At 68.8% G+C, this 23,959-nt stretch carries 23 protein-coding genes; 15 read left to right on the top strand and 8 right to left on the bottom strand.

The window, feature by feature from the left end:
• The first annotated feature begins 32 nt into the window (after positions 1-32).
• From K7711_RS42965 to K7711_RS42935, 7 genes are all read left to right on the top strand, one after another.
• The gene (locus tag K7711_RS42965; RefSeq protein ID WP_222978158.1) at positions 33-392 is read left to right on the top strand and encodes a VOC family protein; all 360 of its coding nucleotides are present in this window, start codon (positions 33-35) and stop codon (positions 390-392) included.
• Positions 393-782: 390 nt separating this feature from the next.
• Positions 783-1,634, top strand: a complete 852-nt coding sequence (locus tag K7711_RS42960; protein ID WP_235748689.1) for an alpha/beta fold hydrolase — start codon at positions 783-785, stop codon at positions 1,632-1,634.
• A 39-nt stretch (positions 1,635-1,673) separates the two neighbouring features.
• Positions 1,674-3,674: a hypothetical protein gene (locus K7711_RS42955; RefSeq protein WP_222978156.1), complete on the top strand. Its 2,001-nt coding sequence runs from the start codon at positions 1,674-1,676 to the stop codon at positions 3,672-3,674.
• A 125-nt stretch (positions 3,675-3,799) separates the two neighbouring features.
• Positions 3,800-4,984: a hypothetical protein gene (locus K7711_RS48760; RefSeq protein WP_268929765.1), complete on the top strand. Its 1,185-nt coding sequence runs from the start codon at positions 3,800-3,802 to the stop codon at positions 4,982-4,984.
• A gap of 155 nt (positions 4,985-5,139) precedes the next feature.
• The gene (locus K7711_RS42945; protein WP_222978154.1) at positions 5,140-5,520 is read left to right on the top strand and encodes a GFA family protein; all 381 of its coding nucleotides are present in this window, start codon (positions 5,140-5,142) and stop codon (positions 5,518-5,520) included.
• A 418-nt stretch (positions 5,521-5,938) separates the two neighbouring features.
• Entirely contained in the window at positions 5,939-6,409 is a 471-nt protein-coding gene (locus K7711_RS42940) for a nitroreductase family deazaflavin-dependent oxidoreductase (protein ID WP_222978152.1), read from the top strand.
• 448 nt (positions 6,410-6,857) lie between these two features.
• Positions 6,858-8,306, top strand: a complete 1,449-nt coding sequence (locus tag K7711_RS42935) for a glycosyltransferase family 39 protein (RefSeq protein WP_308015204.1) — start codon at positions 6,858-6,860, stop codon at positions 8,304-8,306.
• Between the two features lie 4 nt (positions 8,307-8,310).
• Here the strand turns inward: K7711_RS42935 and K7711_RS42930 are convergent, their stop codons facing one another.
• A complete protein-coding gene (locus K7711_RS42930) occupies positions 8,311-9,528 on the bottom strand; it encodes an erythromycin esterase family protein (RefSeq protein WP_222978150.1) in 1,218 nt (405 codons plus the stop codon).
• Positions 9,529-9,642: 114 nt separating this feature from the next.
• Here K7711_RS42930 and K7711_RS42925 point away from each other — a divergent pair, with 114 nt between their 5' ends.
• The 3 genes from K7711_RS42925 to K7711_RS42915 all read left to right on the top strand — a co-directional run bounded on the left by K7711_RS42925 (position 9,643) and on the right by K7711_RS42915 (position 12,134).
• The gene (locus tag K7711_RS42925; protein WP_222978282.1) at positions 9,643-10,338 is read left to right on the top strand and encodes a MerR family transcriptional regulator; all 696 of its coding nucleotides are present in this window, start codon (positions 9,643-9,645) and stop codon (positions 10,336-10,338) included.
• 99 nt (positions 10,339-10,437) lie between these two features.
• Positions 10,438-11,088, top strand: coding sequence for a HEAT repeat domain-containing protein (locus tag K7711_RS42920; RefSeq protein WP_235748699.1), 651 nt, complete (start codon positions 10,438-10,440; stop codon positions 11,086-11,088).
• A gap of 29 nt (positions 11,089-11,117) precedes the next feature.
• Positions 11,118-12,134 (top strand): HEAT repeat domain-containing protein, encoded by a 1,017-nt coding sequence (locus K7711_RS42915; RefSeq protein ID WP_222978280.1) that lies wholly within the window; start codon positions 11,118-11,120, stop codon positions 12,132-12,134.
• Positions 12,135-12,319: 185 nt separating this feature from the next.
• Here the strand turns inward: K7711_RS42915 and K7711_RS42910 are convergent, their stop codons facing one another.
• Positions 12,320-13,015, bottom strand: coding sequence for an NAD(P)-dependent oxidoreductase (locus tag K7711_RS42910; RefSeq protein ID WP_222978146.1), 696 nt, complete (start codon positions 13,013-13,015; stop codon positions 12,320-12,322).
• Between the two features lie 212 nt (positions 13,016-13,227).
• On the opposite strand from K7711_RS42910, the gene K7711_RS42905 reads away from it, so the two are divergent.
• Positions 13,228-14,124, top strand: coding sequence for an RNA polymerase sigma-70 factor (locus K7711_RS42905; RefSeq protein ID WP_222978145.1), 897 nt, complete (start codon positions 13,228-13,230; stop codon positions 14,122-14,124).
• A gap of 8 nt (positions 14,125-14,132) precedes the next feature.
• Here K7711_RS42905 and K7711_RS42900 read toward each other — a convergent pair whose 3' ends face one another.
• The gene (locus K7711_RS42900) at positions 14,133-14,720 is read right to left on the bottom strand and encodes a TetR/AcrR family transcriptional regulator (RefSeq protein ID WP_222978144.1); all 588 of its coding nucleotides are present in this window, start codon (positions 14,718-14,720) and stop codon (positions 14,133-14,135) included.
• 68 nt (positions 14,721-14,788) lie between these two features.
• Here K7711_RS42900 and K7711_RS42895 point away from each other — a divergent pair, with 68 nt between their 5' ends.
• Positions 14,789-15,784, top strand: a complete 996-nt coding sequence (locus K7711_RS42895; RefSeq protein ID WP_222978143.1) for an amidohydrolase family protein — start codon at positions 14,789-14,791, stop codon at positions 15,782-15,784.
• 132 nt (positions 15,785-15,916) lie between these two features.
• Here the strand turns inward: K7711_RS42895 and K7711_RS42890 are convergent, their stop codons facing one another.
• Positions 15,917-17,497 (bottom strand): FAD-dependent monooxygenase, encoded by a 1,581-nt coding sequence (locus tag K7711_RS42890; RefSeq protein ID WP_222978142.1) that lies wholly within the window; start codon positions 17,495-17,497, stop codon positions 15,917-15,919.
• Positions 17,498-17,592: 95 nt separating this feature from the next.
• Between K7711_RS42890 and K7711_RS42885 the strand changes: the two genes are divergently transcribed.
• On the top strand, positions 17,593-18,303 hold the full coding sequence (locus tag K7711_RS42885) for a TetR/AcrR family transcriptional regulator (RefSeq protein WP_222978141.1): 711 nt from the start codon (positions 17,593-17,595) through the stop codon (positions 18,301-18,303).
• Between the two features lie 174 nt (positions 18,304-18,477).
• Positions 18,478-19,299, top strand: coding sequence for an NAD(P)H-binding protein (locus K7711_RS42880; RefSeq protein WP_222978140.1), 822 nt, complete (start codon positions 18,478-18,480; stop codon positions 19,297-19,299).
• A 57-nt stretch (positions 19,300-19,356) separates the two neighbouring features.
• Here K7711_RS42880 and K7711_RS42875 read toward each other — a convergent pair whose 3' ends face one another.
• The 3 genes from K7711_RS42875 to K7711_RS42865 are packed head-to-tail and all read right to left on the bottom strand — an operon-like array spanning position 19,357 to position 21,217.
• Positions 19,357-19,977, bottom strand: a complete 621-nt coding sequence (locus K7711_RS42875; RefSeq protein ID WP_222978139.1) for a DUF4232 domain-containing protein — start codon at positions 19,975-19,977, stop codon at positions 19,357-19,359.
• Positions 19,978-19,980: 3 nt separating this feature from the next.
• On the bottom strand, positions 19,981-20,556 hold the full coding sequence (locus K7711_RS42870; protein WP_222978138.1) for a maltokinase N-terminal cap-like domain-containing protein: 576 nt from the start codon (positions 20,554-20,556) through the stop codon (positions 19,981-19,983).
• Between the two features lie 58 nt (positions 20,557-20,614).
• A complete protein-coding gene (locus K7711_RS42865) occupies positions 20,615-21,217 on the bottom strand; it encodes a DUF308 domain-containing protein (protein WP_222978137.1) in 603 nt (200 codons plus the stop codon).
• Between the two features lie 257 nt (positions 21,218-21,474).
• Between K7711_RS42865 and K7711_RS42860 the strand changes: the two genes are divergently transcribed.
• Positions 21,475-22,839 (top strand): cytochrome P450, encoded by a 1,365-nt coding sequence (locus tag K7711_RS42860; protein ID WP_222978135.1) that lies wholly within the window; start codon positions 21,475-21,477, stop codon positions 22,837-22,839.
• A 165-nt stretch (positions 22,840-23,004) separates the two neighbouring features.
• Here K7711_RS42860 and K7711_RS42855 read toward each other — a convergent pair whose 3' ends face one another.
• Positions 23,005-23,820, bottom strand: a complete 816-nt coding sequence (locus tag K7711_RS42855; protein ID WP_222978133.1) for an IQM protein middle domain-containing protein — start codon at positions 23,818-23,820, stop codon at positions 23,005-23,007.
• Positions 23,821-23,959 lie beyond the last annotated feature (139 nt).

Below are 23,959 nucleotides of genomic sequence, written 5' to 3'. Positions count from 1 at the left end.
ACCGCCGTGCGCTTCGACGATAGCCTCGACACATGATCAACGGTGCGCACACCATCATTCACGCGGCCGATCCCGAAGCCGCCCGCGAATTCTTCCGCGACGTTCTCGGCCTGGCCCACGTGGACGCCGGGCACGGCTGGCTGATCTTCCGCTCGCCCCCGGCCGAGCTGGCGGTCCACCCTGCCGAGGGGCCCGACAGCGGGCGCTGCGAGTTGTACCTGATGTGCGACGACCTCACCGCGACCGTCGAGGAGTTGCGGGCCAAGGGCGTCGAGTTCACCGGGGACGTCACCCGGGAACGCTGGGGGCTCCGCACCACACTGATCGTCCCGGGGGCCGGGCCGATCGGGCTGTATCAGCCGACGCACGAAATCGCCCACAGCATCGAGTGATTCGCAGCGTGCCCAGGTAGTCAGGCGGCGTAGTTCTCGGCGGGGATGGTGCGGGCGACCTTCTGACAGGCCTCGACCATCCGCGCGCAGCGTCGGCGCCGTCTATCCGGCACCGCTCATCGGGGCCGCCGCGCAGTAACTCATCGACCCCGACAACGCACCGACGGGCCGCGACCTCGCCGAGGGACTGCGCAGGATCGCCGCTCCGGCTCGGTGGTGCGGCTCGACTTCAGGGTTCCGGGACCCGGACGGGGTCGATCACCATTGCTTGATCCTAATTAGATTAGGGAATATCCTAAGCAAGATAGCAAGCCGTGTGATGCGCCCTGTCCGGCCGCCCCGGCCCCGAGCGATCGGCCCGCCGATCATGATGAAAGACCCACAGCTGCAATGAAATCCGATACCTTCCCCGTGCCCGGCGCCACCATCTACCACGAGATTCGCGGGACGGGCCCGGTCCTGCTGATGCTGCCCGGTGGCGGGGGCGATGCCAACGGGTCCGATGAGATGGCCGAACTGCTCGCACCGCACGCCACCGTCATCACGATGGATGCGCGCGGGTATTCGCGCAGCACGCTCGACAGCGGGCGGCCCGAACAGCAGCACGTGCGGGTACAGAGCGAGGATGCGTACCTGCTGCTGCGGCACCTCACCGACGAGCCCGCCTACGTCGTCGGCGGTAGCGACGGCGCGATCGTCGGGCTCGATCTGCTGACGCGTCATCCCGACGTGGTGCGCGGACTGCTCGCCCACGAGCCGCCCTGTTTCGCGGTGCTACCCGACGCCGAGGAGCATCGGGCTTTCGTGACCGAGGTCGCGCATCTCGCGCGCACCGACGGGATGGCCGCCGCGTCACAGCGATTCCTCGACGGCATCGGCGGCGCGATGGCGCCGTCCCCCGAACCGAGCGAGCTCACGCCGCATCAAACCGCCATGTGGGCACGGCTGGCCGTCAACGCGCCCATCATGATGGAATACGAGTTGTGCGAATTCACCTCGTACATCCCCGATTTCGCGACACTGGCCACACAGGCCGATCGACTCGTACTCGCCGTGGGCGCCGACTCGCGCCACCTGCTGCCCGCGCGACCGGCCGCACGGATCGCCGAGCGGCTCGGTCTCGAAGCCGTCGATTTTCCCGGCATGCACAACGGCGCGCGCACCCATACCCTCGAATTCGCCGCACGAGTGCTCGAGCTCCTGGGGATACAGCGGTATGCCAGGGGCGGCAGCATCCAATAGGCTACCGAGTGTTCGCGTAGCTACGAGGGAGTTTCACCGATGGACAACCCGCACCCGCCCGGAAATCGGCCCATGTCGGTGGCGCCGGACCCCGGTCGGGGCCGGACGTCCGAGCCGGAACCGCCCCGGGGACGGCGGCATTCGCTCGCCGATGTGCTGGCGGCGGTCATGTTGCTGCTGGCCACACTGACCTATCTGGGCAGATTGGTGTGGGGGCTGTCGCAACCCGGCTACGAGATCCAGGCCCGCGATTTCGGTTCGCTGCTGGCCGCGATCATCGCGATTCCCGCCGGGGCGATGCTGGTGACCGGGATGAAACCGGCCGTGGGCCGACTCACCGGCGCCCTGGGCGCCGGGGCGATGCTGCTGTTCAACGCGGTGAACCTCACCGGGGGTTCGGTCGACGACGTGATCGGCAAATACGGTACGTGGGCGGCGATTCCGATCGTGACGACCACCACCATCGCGATCATCGCGCTGTACCGGGCCTCGTGGTCGCCCGAGCAGCAGGTCGTCGCGGCCGACCGGCGACAGGATCTCGACGAGGAATTCGTCCCGCGCCGCCGCGACGACGACTTCGATTCGCCTCGCTACCAGGACGATCACCCAGCGCAATCGCGTCGGGGAGACGGGCCGCCGCGGTCCGCACCCGTGGTCGAGCAGAGTGCCGGTGTGATCGGCGCTCCGGCCGTGGAAGACGAGGATGTGCTGCCACCGCTGGCGCAGCGCTCACCGTTCGGCGCGCCACCGCAGTCCGCACCCGAACCGCTGTTCGCAGAGCCGTCTGCGGAACCATCCGAGCACGTCAGGCCCGAGCCCGGCATGCCCGCACGGCCCGCTCCCGACCGTCCGATCACCGCGGCGTCGCAGGAGTTCGCGGCCCCCGGCGAGCGTGCGACGCAGGACTATTCGTCGCTGGAACTGCCGGAGATGTCGCTGCCCGAATCGGGGCCGCGGAACGGTCCGGCCGAGGCGTTCGGCTCTGCACCTCCGATGCCGCCTGAGCAGAACGAACCCGAATTCGCCGTGTCCGGACCGGCCGGATCCGCCCCGCATCCGCAGCCAGGTGCGCCGCAGCCGCCCGCCCCGGAACCCTATGTGCCCGGACGTCTCGCGCCACAGCCCACCGAACCCGAATCCGCCGGCGGCGGTGCGCCGCAGCAGGTTCCGTTCGCCGCGGCGCAGACTCCGCCCACCGAGCCGTTCGCGCAACCCGATCCGGCGTTGTTCCATGCCGCGACCGACGGCATTCCCGCCGTGCCGCCGGTCGATCCGCCGACCGCGGTGCTGCCGCGTCCGGACTTCACAGCGAACCCACAGCAAGCTGGTCCGCCGGTGGTCGAACCACAGCACGGTTCCGTCATCGGTGCGCCGCCCGCCGGGCCCGCGAACGTCGAAACCGAGCGGCACGACGGGTTCGGCACGCCACCGCCGTTCCCGCCGCCCGGCGGCGAGCCGTTCCACCCTGGACACGTCATCGCGCCGAATATGCATGCGCCCGAGACCGCCCCGCTGAACATGGGGCATCCGGGTGCGCCGCAGCCGCCCGCTCCGCCCGAGCCGCAACGTCCCGATGTGCCGTCCGGGCCGCCGCACAATGGATTCGGCGACGGCGCTCCCCCGTATCAGGGCGCTCCGCAACCCGGCGCGCCGATGCATCAGCCTTTCGGACCGCCGCAGAACAGCCCGTACCCACCGAACGACGGTCAGCAGGGCTCCCTGCGACCACCGCCGGGCACCGAACCCATTCCCGCACAGTCCGCTCCGCGTCAGCCGGTGCTGCGTCAGCCCGGGGGGTTCCTCGCCCCGCCGCCGGTCGAGCCCACCCCGGCTACCGGATGGCCGCACCCCGGTCCCGGACAGCCACATCCGGACGGCCGGCGTTCGCAACTGCACGACGTGTCGTCCGCCGAACGCCCCGGCCCGCGTGAGCCGCAGCCGCCACACACCGAGGACGAAGCACAGCCGCCGGCGTATCTGGATCATCGGCAGTCACCGCCCAAACGCCTCGCACCGCCACCGTGGGCGCAGGAACAGTAACCGACGTCGTCGCCGGGCCGACCAGGTTGCTCGGACCGCGGTAACGCTGCCGGACGTGCGCGCACCCCTTAGGCTGATCGCGATCCGATTTCAGCATTTGCGCACGACAGCAGGGAGTTTCAGCGATGGCCAACCCGTATCACCCCGGCCCGGCGCCGATGCCGTCGCCACCGCCCCAGGGTTACGGGTGGCCCGCGCAACCGGGTGTGCCGCCGGCTCAGTCGGGTTTTCCTGTGGGGCAGCCGAATTCCCCGTTCGGGGTGCCGCGTCCGGCGGCGGAACGAAATGTGCTCACCCAGGTCGCTGCGGGACTGGTGTTGTTGGCCATGCTGATCGATGTCGCCCACGCCTTCTGGGCAAGCGGTATCGGCCTGCTGACCGCCTGGGTTATCGCAGTGTGGATCGTCATCGTCGGATTGTCGGTGGCGGGCGTGGTGCAGGTGCTGATGAACCGCAACCTCATTACAGCCCGCCTCACCCTCACCTTGGCGAGCGGCATGATTCTCCTTCATCAGATCAGCGGTCTGTTCTACGGCTATCACCGATACCAGGCAGATCTGGAAAGCCATGGAAACTGGCTTGCGATCCCGTGTCTGTTGGTGGTCCTCGCCGCGATCGTCCTGCTGTACACGACTTCTCGCGTGAACGCCGCGAAATCTCCCGCCAAGCCGAGCGCTCCCGCACAGCCCGGCTGGCCACAACAGCCGCAGCCCGGCCCCGCGCAGGGTCCGCAATGGCCGCAGCCTCCGGCGCAGAACATGCAGCCTCCCACCGGTTTTCCCGCTCCGCAGCCTCCAGCCGGTTATACCCAGCAGCCCGCGTACCAGCCTGTTGGTTACCCTCAGCCCGGGTACGCGCCGCAACCCCAGCCGCAACAGCCATCGGCACCTCAGCAGCCGTTGTACCCGTCGCCACCACCGCAGCAGCCCGCCTTCAGCGCGCCGCAGCCCCCGGCGGCGGATCCGACGATCCTGCGGCAGCCTCCGACTCCGGCCGACAGCCAGGGCTCGATTCCTCAGCCGCCCACCCCCTTCGGGCAGGCACAGAATTCCGGAGCCGAACCCACAGTCCTGCAGCGACCGAGTGGATTCGGCACTCTCCCGGGCTCCGATACTCCACCGACCGCCTCGCAGCAGCCCGACTCCGCCGCCCAGACTTCGGCCGCGCCGCAGCCGAGCAGCACCCCGGCGACCCCGTCGGCGAGCCAGCCGCCCGTCCAAGCGGGTCCGGCTCAGCCAGGAGGCTCGACCCCCACGCCACCCCCTGCCTCGTCGGGCCAGCCGCAGCAACCGCCGTCACCACAACACTGATCCGCAGCCTCCTTCTCACATCTCTGCACTGAGCAACGGACTGGTCGTCGACTGTGTGACAGAGTGGGGCGGTGCCTGCTCGGGGGCGTCGACGAGGAGGCTGTTCGAGGTCGGCCCAACTCATTCGCACATGATGCTCGAGACCGAGGAGTGATGTGAACGGCGGTTGTGTATGCGGCAATATCCGGTTCTGCGCGACGGGCTCGCCGGATTTCCCTCACCTGTGCTCGTGTCCGCACTGCCAGCGACTGTCGGGTGCCCCGGTGATGGCATGGGTCGATTTTCCGGAGGAAGGATTCGGCTGGACCGGGCCCGGCGGCGAACCGCGGTGGTTCCAGACGTATCCCGCGACCGAGACGCATCCGGCGATCGAACGCGGCTTCTGCCCCGACTGCGGCGCGAGCGTGGCCTCACGTGGCGACGTGCCAGGCAATGTCGGCGTCACGATATTCGCGCTCGACGACCACTCCGAACTCGTCCCCGAGCATCAGTCGTTCAAAGACAACGCGGTCCCGTGGATGGCCCAGCTGGGCTGAGGTGTCGCCGTGCGGGACAAGGCCATCCCGGGCCGTCCCGCACGGACGCCGTGTGGTTCTTCCAGCCAGTGACAAGCGATGGCGCCAGCGTGATCATGACCGCTCCGGCCGGCGTCGGCCGGACCAATCGCGCTGTCTCCGAAAGGCTCTGTCGCGAGAAGGACCCGTGACGTCGGTTCGGAGGTTCCGGCCTCGTCATCGCCCAGTTCAGCTTCGTCGAGTGCCTCACTCGAAGGCGTCGTCACCGCAACGCTCATCGTTCACGCTCGACCACTGATCTCATTGCGACACAGCAGGATCGACAGTCGGCTCGGTCGACGTGACATGCCTTCACCGGACGACCCGTCAGGTACCCGCGAACGCCATCCGGATGGACTATCGTCGGATCGACCACACCGGACAACCCTGAGGTACGGATATGTCCCTCTCCGACGCGGCGACCGCACTGGGAGCCCGCGCGCTGCGCACCCGCTGGGTGGTTCGCGCTCCGATTCGCCTCTACCGTGCCGGATTCGGATTCCTGTTCGGCTCGCGAATGATCATGATCGAGCACATCGGCCGTCGCAGTGGCGTGCCCCGGTACGTGGTGCTGGAGGTGGTCGATCATCCGGCACCCGACCGGTACGTCATCGTGTCCGGCTTCGGCCGCACGGCCCAGTGGTACCGCAATATCGCGGCCCACCCGAGCGTGCGAGTCTGGGTGGGTGGCCGCCGCGCACTTCCCGGCACCGCGACCCCGATGACCGACGACGAGTCGGCCGCCGCCCTGGACCACTACATCCACGAACACCCCCGCGCCTGGAAGAACCTGCGCGCCACCATAGAACGCGCCACCAACGCCCCGGTGGACACCCTCCCGATGGTCTCGGTCCACGTCCCCACCCGCTGACCACACGCGCACCGTTCTCACCTGGGCCGGACGCTCCACCACGCACCCGGGTCCGCCGTGCCGCCGAGGTCGTCCTCGCGGATGCCGTCATTCGGCCATCGAAGCCGGCGGTTTCGGTCGCGGGTCCGACCGTACTGTCGTGGATCACTTGCCTGTCGGACAGCGGGGCGTGACCTCTGCGGGTTCGCGCCGATTCACCTCCGTATGCCGAATCATGCTGTAGCAGTCGATGTTCGCGTATCCCACGGACGTCCGCTTGCTGGACATCGAGCTGCCGCCCGAGCAGCATCCGGGTTGACAGTAGGCACTGCCGCTCATCCCCAGGGATGAGGCGAGCACACCGATGTCGTCCTGCGGTCGCACCGCGGCTGTGTGCGGCGGGTGATGTGCGGGAGTACTCGGGCGCGGCAGGATCAGGCACGGCAGGTTTCCGCTAGGAGGTCCAACGGTGCAGCTCACGGTGCGGTCCGAGACCCGTGGCCCGGTGGTGCCCGCATTCGCCGGATGGGCGGTGGGTGCGGTCGCGGCCGTGGTGGGTGTGGTTCATCTGGTGTGCAGTGTGTGCGGTGGTTACTGGTTCGACGAGGCGTACATGGTGGCGATCGGCCGGCACCATCTGGCATGGGGGTCGGCCGATCAGCCGCCGCTGGTCCCGGCGCTGGCGGGTGCGCTGGATTGGTTGGCGCCGGGTTCGCTTGTGCTGCTGCGGATTCCGGCGGTGCTGGCGACCGCGGCGGCGGTTGTTTTGGCGGCGCTGATCGCGCGGGAGTTCGGTGGCGATCGGCGCGCGCAACTGCTCACCGCGGGGGCGCAGGCGACCGCGCTGTGGGCGAACCTGGTCGGGCACTGGCTCACCCCGTACACGCTCGAACCGGTGCAGTGGCTGCTGGCGATCTGGCTGCTGGTGCGTTGGGTACGGGTGCGACGGGATCGCTTGCTGCTCGCGATCGGCGTGGTCGCTGGGGTGGCCGGGGAGACGAAGTTCCAGGTGCTGCTGTTGTGCGCGGTATTGCTGGCCGCGGCGGCCGTGTTCGGGCCGCGTGAGCTGCTGCGCCGCCCGCTGTTGTGGGCCGGTGCCGGGATCGCGGTGCTCATCGCCGCCCCGACGCTGCTGTGGCAGGCGCACAACGATTGGCCGCAGTTGCGGATGGGCTCGGTGGTCGCCTCGGAGGCCGAGGCACTGTACGGGGGACGTACGGGTGTGGCGCTGTCGCTGATCACCGTGGGCGGCGTGGCCGGAACGGTGTTGGCGCTGTACGGATTGTGGCGGTTGCTGCGGGCTCCGGAGCTGCGCCCGTACCGCTTCGTGGGGGTGAGCGCGATCGCGCTGTTCGTCTTCTTCGTCGTCACGGTCGGGCGGCCCTACTATCTGGACGGCATCTACGGTCCGCTCTGCGCGGCGGGTGCGCTCGGCTTCCAGCAGCGCAGGCTCGCCGGTGGCCGCCGAGGGTGGGTGGTGTGGCCCGCGTACGCGGTCAGCGCCACCGCGGCCGCGGGAATCGTGGTGATCTCCACCTCCGCGGCCGATCCCGGTGCGGCACAGACGATTGCGCAGCGGGCCACGCGCACCTATCACGACCTGCCGGAGCAGGATCGCCGCGACACGATCATCATGGGCCAGTCGTACATCGTCGCCGCCTACATCGATGTGTACGGCGAGGCCGGACTTCCTCCCGCCTACAGCAGTAACCGCGCGTACGGATATTTCCCCGCCCCGCCGGATTCCGCGCGCAGCGTGCTGTATGTCGGTTCGGACATCGATGAGCTGCGGGGCCGTTTCGATCGGTGCCGCACGATGATCGGAGACGATTCGAGCCAGAAGGTGTGGTGGTGCACGGGCCCGCACGAGTCGTGGGCGCAACTGTGGCCGCGGCTGCGCCATCTGGGCATGACCTGATCCACTACCAGTATCGGTACTGTTTTCCGTCGGTATCGGTGAGCAGGATGAGGGCGTCGGCGGCTTCGAGATCGGACTGCTGGAGCGGAATGTGGCCGGGTACAAGGGGTTCGGCGGCCTCGACCGGATCCGTAAGGGTAGCGCGCAGGGCCGGTGCCGGGAACAGGGTGCGGCGGACGGTGGCCTCGGCCAGCAGGCCCTGCAGAGTGTGCGGATCGCGGGAGCGGGCGGCATCGGTGGTCACGACCAGATAGCGGTCCCCGAGCACCGAGCCGACCAGTGCGCCGACGCTGCCCCAGCTCACCCCGTCCCGGTCCGTGGACATCAGGGACCGGGCGCGCTGCAGATGCGCGTTGTGCGCGAAGACCAGGCTCGGGCCGCGGTGGTGTTCCTCGGCGAGGATCGCGAACAGGTTCTCGGCCATCATCTCCGCGCGCACGCTGCCCAGGTTCCCTATGCGATCGGCTGCGGGCGTGGCCATCACCGCGTGATAGCGCAGCAGTCCCTGGGCGGCGCGCGCATGCGCCAGGACACGGTCGTGGCGCTGTGGGTCGGCCGCGCGCAAGCTCGGCGCGGCCCGCCGCAACGCGCTGACCAGATCGTCCGCGACGACGCGCAGGGCGCGAGCACGCGCGGAATCGCCGACCGATGCGGCCGGATCGAACATGGCCGGCTCGGCGCTCCACTCGGCGTCCCGGCCGACCAACTCGTCGAGTTGCCGGACCGAGGCGGGACGCAGCGCCTCCGGCAGATGGTCGCGAACCACACACAGCGAGCGACGCGGGCTCGGTGCGGCGGCGAACTCGACCGGGGCGTCGAAGCCGTGGAACCGCACCCGATCTCGCGGCGCGCGCGTGGCATTGTGCGCGCGAAGCCATTGCAGCAGTTCAGGATTACCCGGGATGGCACCGAATCCGTGGCTGAATCCGGTTGCCAGGACGGTGTCGATATCGGTGCTCGCGCCGTCGACGTAGTCCTGGACCACCGATGCGGCCAGCGCGTCGGTCTCCAGCGCGATCGAGCGATATCCGCGGTCGACGAGGTGGGCCAGGATGTCGTTGCGCAGCAACGGAAATGCCTCGATCCCGTGCACCGGCTCGCCCAGTGCGAGCAGCGCGGGCGGTTCGGCTCGTGCGGTGAGCAACTCGTCCAGCGCTCGGGCCGGACTCGACGGATCGTCCAGTGGGCGGCCGATCGCATGCAGTGCGGCGGCTGTGGACATGGAATACCCCTTTCCGGAAGATATCCCCTTTGACGATATCGTTGAAGAATCGAGTGAGGATTTGGTGAAATCGACCTGGTGATTCCGGGTGAAAACTTCAATCGGAGGTACACCCTGCGCCCCGTCGACCTGGCCCGTGAGCACGGATTGTCCGCACAGGCGATCCGCAACTACGACGAGGCGGGCATCCTGCCGGAGACCGAGCGCAGCGCATCGGGCCATCGGCGCTACACCCCGGTGCACGCCCAGGCTCTGCGCGCATTTCTCGCCCTGCGCCGCGGTCACGGACATCAGCAGGCGATGGAGATCATGTGCGCGATCAACGAGGGTCGGGTCGAATCGGCTTACCGGCTGATCGACGCCACGCACCTGGCGCTGGTCGCCGAACGCGGCACCCGCACCGATGTCGCCTCGGCCCTGACCGCACTGTCCGGCACGGCTCCGGCCGGGTTGCGCGGGGAGCCGCTGACCGTCGGTGAACTCGCTCGCCGCCTCGGCGTGCACCCTGCCACACTGCGCACCTGGGAATCCCACGACATCGTGCGTCCTGACCGGGACCCGGTGACAGGCTATCGCCGATACGGTGCGGATTGTGTGCGCGATGCGCAGATCGCCCGCGAATTGCGCCGTGGCGGTTATCCTTTGCCGCAGGTCGCCCGATTCCTGGACGCACTGCGCGAGGCCGGTGGAGCCGAACCGCTGCGGGTATTTCTCGATTCCTGGCAGGACCGGCTGACCTCCCGCGCTCGCGCCCTGTTGGCCGGTGCGGCCCAACTCGACGGCTACCTCACCCTCCTGGACCGCGAATAGCGAACATTCGGCCGCACGGAAGGTGTATGCCGCGACGACTTGACCTTCACACTGTGACAAGGACTCCAATGGGCAGCGAAGGAGGTGGTTGTCGTGAACATGACGATCCACGGCGAGCCGGATGCTCGCCTCATCGATGCCCTCGCCCATGCCGAGTCCTCGGTGCGGTTGCGCGCCGCGCTGTCGGCGGGCACGCTGGGTGATCCGCGTCTGGTCGAGGTGCTCGTCGCGCGGTGCGCGCTCGAACCGGACTTCTTCGTCCGGGACATGCTGACCTGGGCGCTGTGCCGGTTACCGGCCGAAATGACGGTGCCGAGGCTGACCGTGGAGCTCGGGTCCACCACGGCTCAGGCGCGAAGTCAGGCGTTGCACACGCTGTCCAAGATCGGGGATCGCAGCGCCTGGCCCGCGGTGTCCGAGCTGCTGCACGACCCGGACGACGAGGTCGCGCTGAGCGCTTGGCGCGCCGCGGTGGCCCTCGTTCCGCACGATGAGGAGGCAGCGTTGGCCGCGGATCTGGCGACCGCGCTGGGGCGTGGCGAGCACCCGGTGCAGTTGGGCCTGAGCCGGGCACTGGCCGCGCTCGACGAGGCCGCTGCACCGTTCCTGGCCACTGCCGCACAGCATCCCGATCCCCGGGTTCGAGCTCATGCGCTGGCCACCGAGCAGTTGCGCCGCGATCCCGACAGCGGGTTCGCGCCCTCGCTCGAGCTGGCCAAGCGCGTGGCCGTAACCGGTTCGGGCACATAGGGTTCCAGCCCATGGGAGGAGGCGATGGGATGTTGATCGGTGAGGTGTCGCGGCAGTCCGGCGTCAGCACGCGCATGCTGCGTCACTACGACGCGCTGGGTCTGGTCACCCCGACCGGCCGCACCGTCGGCGGTTACCGCGAATATTCCGCGCAGGACATCCGTCGCCTCTTTCACGTGGAATGTCTTCGCACGCTGGGACTGTCACTGCACGAGGCCAAACGCGCACTGGACGATCCCGAGTTCGCACCGACCGCGCTGGTCGGCGAACTGATCGCGCACACCCGTGCGCGGATCGCCACCGAACAGGAGCTGCTGCGCAATCTCGAGCGCATCGATGCCGCGGCTCCGGCGCAGTGGGACGAGGTCACCAGTATCGTCGCGCTGCTGCGCGGGCTGGAATCGGACTCCGGGAACCGGCGTCAGCAGGCGGTGCTGTCCCAGCACGCGGCCGGATCGCTGCCGGTCGACGCGGTGGTGCAGGCGGCGCTGACCGAGGAGGACCCGAATGTGGCCGGGGCGCTGCGCTGGTCGCTGGCCCGAGCTGCCGGGGCCGGGTTGACCGAGCTGGCCGCCGGTCTGGATGCGGCGCAGGTGCAGGTTCGCCGTCGCGCGGTCCTGGCGATCGCGGCGGTGCCCAGCGCGGAAGCGACACCGCTGCTGCGGAGGGCTCTCGGCGACACCGACCCGATCGTCCGCGAACGTGCCGCGCTGGCTCTGGGATCGCGGCAGGTCAGCGAGGCGACGCCCGCCCTGCTGGAGATGGTCGTCGCGGGCCGTTCCGATGTGGAGGCCGCCGAGGTGCTCGGATCGCTCGCGCACGCCACCGCTCGCGCCGAGGATCTCGTCCGGGCCATGCGGGACGCGCTCGACAGCGGCGCCGATTCCGCGACGCGCCTGCGAATCACGCAGGCGCTGGCCGAGATTCCCGGCGACGCGGCCCGAGCAGCCCTGACCGACCTCACCTCCGACAGTGATCGGACCGTCGCGGCGACCGCGTCCGCCATCCTGGGTGCCCGCGACCGTCGCCGTCGCGGCAAGGGGTGATCCGCATCCACCGCGCCATCGGCGAGGCGGTCGTGGCCGGTCGCGCTGACCGCCAAAGGTGATGTCGGACAAGCCACCAGCGAGACAGGGTGCCCGGGTTCGACCAGTTCACCGGAGCTGATGCCTGATTCGTGCGGGCGACCGGCGATACGCTGTAAGCATCGAAGAGCGGCTCTGGCGATTCTTCAGCGTTTGGCCAGGGCTTCGTGACGGATCCACTGGAACAGTGTGGGGTTGTCGGCGGTGGTGATGACGCCGATGGTTCTGCGTACGTAGCGTTGGTCGTCCAGCACGGCCAGCAGGCTGGCGGCCAGATCCGCGCGTGCGGTGAACCGGCCGTCGGCATGGCCTTCGACGATGGCGTAGTCGGTGACCGAGGGCAGGTGGTAGAGCCCGCTCGGGCGGACGATCGTCCACTCCAGATCGGTGGCGCGGATCAGCGTTTCCATCCGCCGCATGTCGTCGTAGAGCGTCTTGCCCAGTACCCGGGTCACATACGGCAGCAGCAGCCGGTTGAACAGGATCCCGCCGTCGGTGTAGGGGTGCGGATCGACTCCGCTGGAGCTGACCACGGCGAGCCGACGCACCCGATGCCGCTGCATCGCGGAGACGATATTGGCCGCACCACTCGAATAGGTGCTGATCGGTTCCTTGCCCGCGGGAACCCCGAGGGTCGACAGCACCGCATCCCGCTGCGCCACGGCGCCGTCGACCGCCGCGGGATCGAGTACGTCGGCCCCGACCACGTCGAGCCGATCATGGTGCAGCGGAAACGATTCCGGTTGACGAGTGACCGCAGTGACGTCATGTCCGAAGGCCAGTGCCCGACCGGTCAACAGACGACCGGTGGGACCATTGGCGCCGAAGACGGTGATGCGCATGACGGAATGTCCTTCCTGGAAACGGGATACGCCGGCGCGAGCGTTGGAGAACGCGCTGTCTGGATATGTGGACGAACACAAGTGCCCAGCGGCCCCGGACCTGTGACAGTGCGAACCTGTGACGAGCGCCACCACCTCCGGGTGTCACAAACCGGCCGGAGCGCGCCACTCATGCACGACATCGTCGAGAAACCGGAAGGCAGGACCGCACCATGAGCGAGGACGAACGCACCGATCCCGCCACCGAGGCGTTCGTCGCGCACCGCAACCTGCTGTTCACCGTCGCCTACGAAATGCTCGGCTCGGCCGCCGATGCCGAGGACGTCCTGCAGGAGACCTGGCTGCAATGGGCCGCGGTCGACCTCGGCACGGTGCACGACCACCGCGCCTTCCTCGTTCGGATCACCACCCGGCAGGCGATCCGGCGGCTGCGCACCCTGGGCCGCCGCCGGGAGTCCTACGTCGGCCCCTGGTTGCCCGAACCGTTGCTCACCACACCCGATGTGGCCGAGAACGTCGAACTGGCCGACAGCGTCTCGATGGCGATGCTGCTGGTGCTCGAAACGCTCGCCCCGACCGAGCGGGCGGTGTTCGTGCTGCGCGAAGTATTCGACATGTCCTACACCGAGATCGCTCCCGCCGTGGACAAGAGCCCCGCCGCGGTCCGCCAGATCGCCCACCGAGCCCGTGCGCACGTCGCGGCTCGCCGGCCGCGTGGAGCCGTATCCGCGGTTCAGGCGCGCGAAGCGCTGGGAGCGTTCCACCGAGCGGTCGAAACCGGCGATCTACAGAGCCTGCTCGACATCCTGGCGCCGGATGTGGTGTTCCTGGGCGACGGCGGCGGAGTCAAGCAGGCCACGCTGCGCCCCATCGTGGGCGTGGATCGTGTGGCGCGCGTATTGAGCGGCGGCACAGGCTGGATGGGCGGCCATGCCTCGGCCGAACCGGCGCACGTCAACGGCTGGCCCGCGCTGATCATCCGACTCGACGGACAGGTCGACGGCGTCGTAGCGGTGCGGATCGACAACGGCCTGGTCACGGGTCTCTACTACGTGCGCAACCCCGACAAGCTCTCCCGTCTGCACAGGGAAACCACACTGGACCGCTGAGCCTTCGGCTACGTCGTCTCCGTGCCAGGCGGCGCGACGAGGGCGGCGGTGAGCCAGGGACGCAGGATCGTGTCGATCTGCTCCTCGGAGATGTCGGTCAGGGCCTCGAGTTCGAGGAAGTGCCGGGCGATGGTCAGGCCCAGAATGCTGCTGACGGTCAGGGCCGCACGCAGTTCGGCGTCGGGGCCGTCGTCGGCGCGGGCCAGGTTCTGTACGCGTTCGTCGAGGAAGTTGCGCATCGCGGCCGTTGCCTCGGGTGCGGTCAGCATGGATCGCGCCAGGGCGCGGGCCTCGGGCGGCGGCGTGTTCAGGCGGATGCCGAGGATCTCGAACAGGTGCTCGGCGACCTCCTCGGGAGTGCTCGAGGCGTCCAGATCGTCGGCGCTGCCGCGATGCAACTGGGTGGCGACGGCGAACAGGCCGCTCTTGGAACCGTAGTGCTGCAGGACCAGGGAGGGGTCGACTCCCGCGCGCTGGGCCACACCGCGCACGGTGGCGCGTTCGAGTCCGTATTCGCCGAATTCGTCCTGGGCGGCACGCAGAATCCGTTCCGCGGTGGCCGCGCGCCGGGCCGCGCGTGTCGTCGGTTCGTCCACCTCGTCACTCTACATCCGTTGAGCGAATCTGATATTCTCACTCAACAGCCGATGAGCGAAGGAGTGCGATGAGAGTCGTCACCGTCGAGGAGCACTGGAACACCGAGGGCATCGACCGGGCAGTGCGCGCCCACGCACTCGATGCCAGTGTGGTTTTCAACGATCGAGGTGATATCCCCGAGCGACTGTTCGACCTCGACGAGAGCCGGATCGCGGCGATGGACACCGCGGGGGTGGATGTGCAGATCATCTCCCTGTCCCCGCCCGGAACCTACGGCTTGCCGCCCGCCGAGGCGGTGACGTTGTGCCGCGAGGCCAACGATCGCGCCACGGAAGCTGTCGAGCGTCATCCGGACCGCTTCCGGGCGATGACGACGTTGCCGATGTCCGATCCGGTCGCCGCGGTCGCCGAACTCGAGCGGACCGCGACCTCCTGCGCGCACGTGGGCATCATGTCCTACGGGCGCTGCGGCGACCGCCCGCTGGACGATCCCGCCTACGACGATCTGCTCGCCGCCGCGGCCGCACACGCTCTCCCGCTGTTCATTCATCCGCAGATCCCGCCGGACGAAGTGCGTGCGGCGTCCTACACCGGCCTGAGCGAGATCGTCGATCTGGGACTGGCCACTTTCGGCTGGGGGTGGCACATGGAGGCCGGGACCGCCGCGTTGCGCCTGATCCTCAGCGGCGCGTTCGACCGTCACCCGGACCTGCAGATAGTGCTGGGCCACTGGGGTGAGATGCTGCTGTTCTGGCTGGACCGGGCCGACAGCCTCTCGAACGTCGCCGATCTGAATCACCGTGTGGCGGAATACTTCCGCACCAATGTGCACATCGCGACCAGCGGCATGCTGACCCCGCGCCTGCTGCGCCACGCCCTGGACTTCACCACCGCCGACCGGATCCTGCTGTCCGGGGACTACCCGTTCCACCGCCTCGGGCCCACCTCGGTCGCGGACTTCCTGGATGCCGTCCCCGATCCCGAGGACCGCCGAAAGATCGCTCACGCCAACGCCGATGCGCTCTACGGCCTCACGACCTCTTCCGCCCAGCCGACCCGGTAGCCCCGAGGAGACGCGATGCCCGAGACCTCCCCGAACACGAACTGCAGGACACCACCGACGGGCGGCTCGAGATCGAGCACGTCGACATCACGGTCCCCGAGCAGGTATCCCGTGGTGAGTGCGGGGCTCGGTCTATCGGGCGAGGACGCGGGTGAGCATTCGATGCAGTAGGTGCGCGGGGGCGGGTGGGGCGGTGGGGATACGGGCGGCGATGATCTGGTCGGGGCGGACCAGCAGTGCGCCGTCGGGTTCGATGCCCACGATGTCGGCCCAGGGGCGGATATCGTTGTCGGACAGCGGGATCACGTGTGCGTCGACTCGGATGCCCAGACGGTCCGCGGCGTCGGAGGCCGCGGCGATCCAGCGGTGGTTACCGGCGATGACGGTGCAGTGTGCGCCGATCAGATCCAGGGTGGATGCGCCGCCGGGCAGGCGGTGGTGCGGTAGGCGCGAGCCGGGAGTGCCGTCCAGGTCGGCGAACACGTCCTCGGTGGAGGGCAGATCCGGCTGCGGGTCGATGACCGCGGCGGAGTCGTAGCGGTAGCCCAGGTGCACCACGGGTGCGTGCAGTGCGCCCGCGGCCGCACGGCGTTCGGCGGCGTGCGCGTCCCAGTGCAGCATCGGGTCGGCCAGGCGAATCATGGCCTGCGCCAACGTCATTTCCGCGACGGGGCGGCGTTCGGCCTCGTAGGTGTCCAGCAGCGCGGGCCCGGCGTCACCGCGTAGCACCGCGGCGAGTTTCCAGGCCAGATTGTGCGCATCGGCCATTCCGGTGTTCAGGCCGAACGCGCCGATCGGTGGCACGGTGTGTGCGGCATCGCCGACCAGGAACACTCGTTCGAGCCCGAATCGGTCGGCGAGAGTGCCGCGCGGCCGCCACGGCAGCACGCTGACGATCTCCACCGGAACGGCCGAATCGCCCACTGCGGCACGGATCAGCTCGCGACAGCGATCGTCGGTGAAATGGTCTGCCACAGAGGACATATCGCCGGACCGGGTATGGAAGATCCATTCCTTCTCCCCGTCGACGGTCACCAGCAGCCCGGGTGCGTCGCGATTGGTGATGGTGCAGTTCACGAAATGACGGCCACCGGTGTACGCGGTCAGATCGGCGCGGAACAGGATGCTCACGGTCGGCTCGCCCAGCGCGCCGGGCCCGCTCACTCCTATACCGAGGTGTTCGCGCACCGTACTGCGCACCCCGTCGGCGGCGATCAGATAGTCCGCGCCGAGGGTTTCGCCGGTATCGAGAGTGACCGTCACTCCCCCGGATTCGATCGCGCACTCGCGTACCCGCGCCGAGAACCGCACGCGCGCACCGCCTTCGCGCGCCGCGGGCAGCAGCACCGAGTCCAGGCGATGCTGCGGGCAGACCCCGCGCACCCGCGCCGGGCCGGGATCGACCTCGCCCCAGGCATTTCCGACGATCGCCCCGGGCGCGGCCGCGGACAGATCCGCCGAGGCCAGGGTGTGCGTCGACATCTTCACCGCCCCGCCCGCGGACATGTCCACCGCGACATTGTCGACCGCCCGATCGAGGCCGGCCTGGCGCAGGAATTCCATCGTGCGCGGTCCGAGGCCGGTCGCCCGCGGATGCACCGAGATCCCGGGCTGCTGTTCGAGCACCAGCGGCGTCACACCGTGCCGGGTCAGGAATACCGCAGCGGCCAGCCCGACGCTGCCGCCGCCCACGATGAGCACTCGATCGGACATGACCACCCCTTACGGATACACTGTTCGCTTATGGATACACTGTAGCCATAAGAGTGGCGGCGGTGCCACCCGCCAGTGTCGAGGAGGAGTTTTCGATGTCCGAGGACGAGCCGATCCTGGTGTGGATGCGCGAACCCCGCGCCCCGCGACGGCAGGGTCCCGACATCGATCGGATCGTCACCGCGGCCGTCACCATCGCCGACGCCGACGGACTCGAGGCGGTGTCGATGCGGCGCGTGGCCGCGGACCTGGGTTCGGGCACCGCGTCGCTGTATCGCTCCCTCACCGGCCGCGACGACCTGATCGATCTGATGATCGACCGCGTGCGCGGCGAACGCGACCTGCCCGAGCGAACCGGGCACTGGCGCGCGGACCTGACCGCCCTGGCACACCATCTGCGCGCGACCCTGCTACGGCATCCGTGGCTCGGCCCGCAGATCGCCGGACGTCCAGCGCTGGGCCCGAATTCGTTGCGCGAACAGGAATTCGCCCTCGCCGCGGCCGCCGAACTCACCCCCGACATCGCCCGCGTCACCTACATCGTCGACGCGGTGGGCGCGTACATCTTCGGCGCGACCACCCGCCAGCTCGCCGAGCAGCGCGCACATCGCCACACGGGCCTGACCGAGGATCAATGGCGCCACGCCGTCGCCCCCTACATCCGCACGATCCTCGCCGCAGGCGAGCATCCCCACCTGTCCCGCCGCATCCACCAGGACACCGACCCCACCCCCGAGGACACCTTCACCTTCGGCCTCACCGCCCTGCTGGACGGCATCGCCCACGCCGGGCGCGACGAGCCCTGATCGCGCAGGACTGTTGCCGGACAAGCGAATTCCTCGAGTGCCCGTCCCGCACCCGGGCAGCGGTCGAGCTCGACTCGGTGCGAGCGGCAGCGGTTCAGCCGGGAGCGAACCCGATGCCGCTCGGGCGATCGCATGCCAAGGTGGTGGCCGACGTCGACGGCGGAGGGAACGGCTGTGATCGTGGTAACCGGTGCGACCGGGAATGTCGGTGCGGAATTGGTCGGCGCGCTGGTCGCGGCCGGGGAGCCGGTGCGGGCGGTGGTGCGTGATCCGCGTATGGCCAACCTGCCCGAGGGGGCGCAGCCGGTCGCCGGGGATCTCACCGATCCCGGGTCGCTGGCCGAGGCGTTCGCCGGGGCGCGTGCGGCGTTCGTACTGCCCGGCTATCCGGGAGTTGTTGCCGCGGCGCAGGATTCGGGTGTGCGGCAGATCGTTCTGCTGTCGGGTTCCTCGGCGGGGACAGGTAACGACCACAATGCGATCACCCGGTACATGGCGGCCTCGGAGGCCGAGGTGACCGGTTCGGGTTCGTCGTGGACGATTCTGCGGCCCTCGGCGTTCATGTCCAACGCGCTGCGCTGGGTGCCGCAACTGCGCGAGGGTGACACGGTGCGCGCCCAGTTCCCGACCGTGGCCACCGCGAGCATCGATCCGGCGGATCTGGCGGCGGTCGCGGCCGCCGTACTGCGCACCGACGCCCACCACGGTGAAATCCTGTGGCCGACCGGACCGCAGGCGCTGCGGCCCGCCGACCAGATCGAGATCCTGGGCCGGGTACTCGGCAGAGATCTGCGGTGCGTTCCGATGAGCAACGACGAGACCCGCACCGAACTGCTGGCGACCACTCCGCCCGAGTACGTGGAAGCGTTCTTCGACTTCTACGTCGCCGGAGCCATCGACGAATCGATCGTCCGCTCGACTGTTCAGGACCTCACGGGCGCCGCGCCGCGCACCTTCGACCGATGGGCCCGGGACCATATGAGCGCGTTCGGCTGACCCGCGTCACGTCGGTCCACCGCGCACGAGCATCGGCATCGCGCGTCAGCGGCGGGTTCACCCGGTGATCGGATGCACCTGCAGCTCACAGCCGTTGATGCCGACGTTCACGGTCCGGGTGTCGGTGGTGTTGGGCGGGGTGACCAGCAGGGTCGAATACATGGTGCATTCACCGCCGTCGGGTCCCATGGCGGTGGCCTCCACGATCGCGTGCGCGGGGCTGTCGGACCGCACGGTCACCACGGTGCCCGCGCCCGGACCGCCCATATAGCCGGTCGGTGTGCGCGCGGCGTGGACGACCGGTCCGCCCACGCCGGTGTCCACGCCCGGATAACCCTGCAGCGTGCACTGCGCAGCGCCCGCGGCCAACGCGAAGGTCAGTTGCACACCGCGATGCATCATCGCCGCACCCAATGCCTTACCGCTGACCACCAACTGGCTGCCCGCGCACGGCGCGATCGCTGCCGGGGTCGCCGAATTCCGCACCGTCCTACCGGGTCCGGCCGCGGCAGAGGAATCCCCGGACGACACGTCTGCGCTGGTCACCGCGCTCGCACTCGTCCCGCTGGCCGCCGTTCCGGTCGCCGCTGTCCCGGTCGAAGTGGACGAACATCCCGCCACGCCACCGACCACGCCACAGAACAGCACCGCCGTGAGAACCCTTGTCCTGGTCACCATCTGCTATTTCCTCCCGTCCACCGCGGTCGCCTCGAGCAGCACCCCGTGGGTCTCGCGCCCTTGCGGTGTGCGCCACGGGCCGCGCACCGACCCGCACCGGCCGTGCGGATCACCGTCCCCGGGAATCCGGACGACACGCAGGGCGATCGGCGCATCGACAGCGGCACAGGTGATATCGATATCCGGGTCCGGGGTGTTATCCCGCTGCTGATCCTGCGCTTCGGCTCGCCCGGTCAACAGTGCCAGCGCCTGAGCGACGAAAACCGGATCACCCGGCCCGTCGTACACCCACCGTCGTCCCAGCACACCGTGTTCGAGAGTGCCGATCAACGCATCGCGCGCATCGGGCAGTGGGGCGCCGCGGTAAGTCATCGGCACGTGGTACGTGTGGGGGGTGACCGTGTCGGTCACCAGACAGCATTCGATGCCCACCTCTCCGGCTGGATCGTCGAGACGGAATCCGCCGACCGCGACCAGCTCGGGTGTTCGCGTGCCTCGGAACCAGTCCTGCGCGGGCAACCACGTTCGCAAGAGTTCCAGTTTGGTCGGAATCAGCGTGGTGTGGTGGATGACGGCCATGTTCCGACGGTACGTCGTGCACCTGAATGCTTCGGCGCGCCAACGCCACAGGGTGTGCTCAGGAGTGCGAACGCAGCAGGCCCTGCACGCCGACGTGTTCGGGGGTGGATTCCGGCCGGGCGATGCGGGTGGCGATGCGGATCTCGCTGATTCCCAACAGGATCAGGCACACACCGGCCAGCACCGCGAGCGCGTCGAGGGTGTCGATGGGCCAGATGATCACCGCGAGCCCGGCGAGCAGGGTGAGCAGTCCGGCGATCTCCTGGCGGCCGGTGCCGGGCAGTTGGTCGGACCAGACCGCGACGGTCGCCTGGACGATGCCGCGGATCACCCAGCCCAGCCCGACCCACAGCGCGACCAGCGACACCCAGTCTCCGCTGCGCATGCACCACATCGCCAGCAGCACCGCCACCAGCGCGGTGCCGAACTCCAGGATCTTGAGTCCGGTGCGGATGCGGCCGCGGAACGCCAGCACCATCTGCCAGGCCGCAGTCAACAGCATGGCAATGCCGAACAGTAGTTCGGACATCCAGATCGAGTTGCCCGGCCACACCATCATCACCACCCCCAGCACCACCGATGTACAGCCGATCGCCAACGCCGCCTGCCAGGCTTCGCCGATGTACACATCGGTGCGCCCGGCCACTCTGAAGGTGGGCATAGCGTCATGATATGAGCAACAGCCTTGTGTTGCCTAATATTTGCGTCATCATCGTCCGAGATGTCGGCATTGCGATAGATATCAGGAAAATCGCGATGCCATTACAGTCGCCACACAATTGCTCGTATCGACTGCGGAACACTGCATGCCCCTGGTGCCGATCCGCGACGACGGTCCGAACCCGCGGGCCGTACCGTGGTATTCGACCCGCGTCGGTCGTTTCGCGACACGGGCGTCCCGGAGGAAGGCACGAGCTGGTGAGCATCGCATATCCCCCCGGCCCGCGGCTGCCGCGACTACTGCAGACCCTGCTGTACGCCACCGCGCGCCCACGGCTGCTGACCGCGATGTCCGCCCGCTACGGCGAGGTGTTCAGCCTGCGTCTGCTGCCGCCGTACGCCGAGCATCTGGTGGTGTTCTCCCGGCCCGAGCACATCCGGGAGGTCTTCGCTGGTGATCCGGCCGATATGCATGCCGGAGAAGGCAATCGGGTGCTGGGCGCGGTGATGGGTGAGCATTCGGTGCTGCTGACCGACGAGGCCGAGCACGCGCGGGCGCGCCGACTGCTGATGCCCGCCTTCGCCACGTCGGCGTTGCGCGGCTATCGCGGGCTCGTCGAGCAGATCGCCGCCGACCACGTCGAATCCTGGACGCCGGGCACCGCCCTGCACACCCTGGACCGGATGAACGACCTCACCCTCGAGGTGATCATGCGGGTGGTGTTCGGGGTGGGCGATCCGCGTCGGCGAGAGCTGCTCGCACCCCGGTTGCGGCGCATCGTGAACATCAACCCGATCATGCTGTTCGGCGGAATCTGGCCGCGTCTGCAGACACTGGGCCCGTGGCGGCGGATGCGCGAGAACCAGGATGCGTTGAGCGCGTTGCTGTACGAGGAGATCGCGCGCCGTCGCGCCGAACCGGATTCCGATGGCGCGGATGTACTTTCGCGACTGCTGGCCGTGGGATCCGGCGAGGATGCCACCGATGTCCCGCTCTCGGACGCGGAGTTGCGCGATCAGCTCGTCACGTTGCTGCTGGCCGGGCACGAGACCACCGCCTCGGCGCTGTCGTGGGCGTTCCACGAACTGGCCGCGGACCCGACCGTGCAGGATCGCGCACACCACGCCGCCCTCGAAGGCGACGACAAATACCTCGAGGCGGTCCTGAAGGAGGCGATGCGCCGCCGCACGGTGATCGGCGGCGCGGGCCGAAAACTGACCCGGGACATGACAATCGGCGACTGGCGCCTGCCCGGCGGCACCGTCGTGTCGACCTCGATCCTGCTGGCACACCGCAATCCGGACCGTCACCCCGCCCCGGAACGCTTCTCCCCGGACCGTTTCCTGGACGGCAGCGTCGCCCCGAACACCTGGCTTCCGTTCGGCGGCGGGGTGCGCCGCTGCATCGGGGCGGGCTTCTCGCTCATGGAAGGCACGGTGGTACTGCGTGAGGTGCTCTCCCGCTACGCCCTGTCCCTGCCGCCGGGAGTACACGGTGAGCGCGTACGCATCCGCAACATCACCCACGTCCCCGCCGGTGGAGCGCAGGTGGTGCTGACCGCCCGTCCCCGCGACGACGCCCCGGCGGATCCGGTACGCGAGGTCTCCCCGACCCACACCTGACCCAGCGACCGCACACCATGCGTCTTCGCATCGGGTGCACCGATGCACCGAACGCATCCGGAACCCATTGCGGTGCCGCAGATCCCGCCATCGCTGATGCTGGCCGACAGTGGTGCGCTCACGCCCTCGTGCCGTATCCGGCGACGCACCGCCCCAGCGTCGAGGTCATTCCGGCGCTGTGATGTCCAGTTGTTCCGGGCCGACGCGTACGCCGAGTTCGCGCAGGCGTTGCACCACCTGCATCGCGTAGCGCCGTTCGGGCATGTAGTGGCCGCTCACATCGTTGAGCAACCGGAGTCGGCCTTGCACGACCTCGATCTCGCCGGCACCCGCGACAGGTGCTCCGGCAAGGAAACTGGAATGTTGGAACCGGTGTGGTCTTCCTCCGAACAGCGAGGCATACAGATTTCCATCGGAGTCCATGACGAATAGGGCTCGCCGAGGTCTTCGACGACCTATTCTGTCGAACACCTCGGCCGCGGTGGTGTCGAACAGGTCTCCGTTCGCATCGTAGACGAGGCCGTCGTCACGGACCTCGAGCCGGAACGGGCGCCGATCGGCTTCGCTGTAGAGGTACGTGACGCCCGGCTCCGATGCGGTGGGGAGATGCTCGCCGATATGACCGCTGCCCATCTCGGTCGTGTCGAACCGTTGCGCCTCGGACTCTCCCCAGCTCTGGGCATCGGGCGCCCAGTATTCGACCCCCTCGGCACCATCGGATTCGGTCTCCCAGTGCTCGACCCTCTCCGAACCATCAGCTTCGGGCATCCGGCCGAGATCGAGCGTCTGCCCGTCGACCAGGGGCACACCATCCGCATCGCCGGAAACAAGTGAGGTGCGACGCAGATCGACCGTGTCGGCCATTTCCCGCAACGGGCGGGCTGCCTGCTCGGCAGCGTCCTGCGCGGCCTTGGTGGCGGCTTCGGCGACGTCTTTCATCACACGGGCGACCGGCCGCCCCGTGAAATCATCTGCCTCCACCTGCGTTTTCTACTTCATCCGCTGTGCGGCCGCAAATCCTTCCGCATCGGGATTCCGTAGTCTCCCCGCACCACAGGGCCCTTCACACCCCGAGCCCGAAACGCAGCAGCGGCAACGCGGACCCGGGTGAGTCGCACCA

The organism is Nocardia coffeae, from assembly GCF_019890715.1.
Lineage (GTDB): Bacteria > Actinomycetota > Actinomycetes > Mycobacteriales > Mycobacteriaceae > Nocardia > Nocardia jiangxiensis.
The sequence above is the reverse complement of the archived record's forward strand: the minus strand, read 5'-3'. Positions and strand labels throughout refer to the sequence as shown.

What these genes read in the sequence shown, in the direction of transcription:
- K7711_RS42965 (WP_222978158.1), top strand. Translation starts at nt 33, where the DNA reads ATGATCAACGGTGCGCACACCATCATTCACGCGGCCGATCCCGAAGCC.
- K7711_RS42960 (WP_235748689.1), top strand. Translation starts at nt 783, where the DNA reads ATGAAATCCGATACCTTCCCCGTGCCCGGCGCCACCATCTACCACGAG.
- K7711_RS42865 (WP_222978137.1), bottom strand. Translation starts at nt 21,217, where the DNA reads ATGCCCACCTTCAGAGTGGCCGGGCGCACCGATGTGTACATCGGCGAA.
- K7711_RS42870 (WP_222978138.1), bottom strand. Translation starts at nt 20,556, where the DNA reads ATGGCCGTCATCCACCACACCACGCTGATTCCGACCAAACTGGAACTC.
- K7711_RS42905 (WP_222978145.1), top strand. Translation starts at nt 13,228, where the DNA reads ATGAGCGAGGACGAACGCACCGATCCCGCCACCGAGGCGTTCGTCGCG.
- K7711_RS42910 (WP_222978146.1), bottom strand. Translation starts at nt 13,015, where the DNA reads ATGCGCATCACCGTCTTCGGCGCCAATGGTCCCACCGGTCGTCTGTTG.
- K7711_RS42940 (WP_222978152.1), top strand. Translation starts at nt 5,939, where the DNA reads ATGTCCCTCTCCGACGCGGCGACCGCACTGGGAGCCCGCGCGCTGCGC.
- K7711_RS42895 (WP_222978143.1), top strand. Translation starts at nt 14,789, where the DNA reads ATGAGAGTCGTCACCGTCGAGGAGCACTGGAACACCGAGGGCATCGAC.
- K7711_RS42930 (WP_222978150.1), bottom strand. Translation starts at nt 9,528, where the DNA reads ATGTCCACAGCCGCCGCACTGCATGCGATCGGCCGCCCACTGGACGAT.
- K7711_RS42885 (WP_222978141.1), top strand. Translation starts at nt 17,593, where the DNA reads ATGTCCGAGGACGAGCCGATCCTGGTGTGGATGCGCGAACCCCGCGCC.
- K7711_RS42920 (WP_235748699.1), top strand. Translation starts at nt 10,438, where the DNA reads ATGACGATCCACGGCGAGCCGGATGCTCGCCTCATCGATGCCCTCGCC.
- K7711_RS48760 (WP_268929765.1), top strand. Translation starts at nt 3,800, where the DNA reads ATGGCCAACCCGTATCACCCCGGCCCGGCGCCGATGCCGTCGCCACCG.
- K7711_RS42955 (WP_222978156.1), top strand. Translation starts at nt 1,674, where the DNA reads ATGGACAACCCGCACCCGCCCGGAAATCGGCCCATGTCGGTGGCGCCG.
- K7711_RS42890 (WP_222978142.1), bottom strand. Translation starts at nt 17,497, where the DNA reads ATGTCCGATCGAGTGCTCATCGTGGGCGGCGGCAGCGTCGGGCTGGCC.
- K7711_RS42875 (WP_222978139.1), bottom strand. Translation starts at nt 19,977, where the DNA reads ATGGTGACCAGGACAAGGGTTCTCACGGCGGTGCTGTTCTGTGGCGTG.
- K7711_RS42915 (WP_222978280.1), top strand. Translation starts at nt 11,118, where the DNA reads ATGTTGATCGGTGAGGTGTCGCGGCAGTCCGGCGTCAGCACGCGCATG.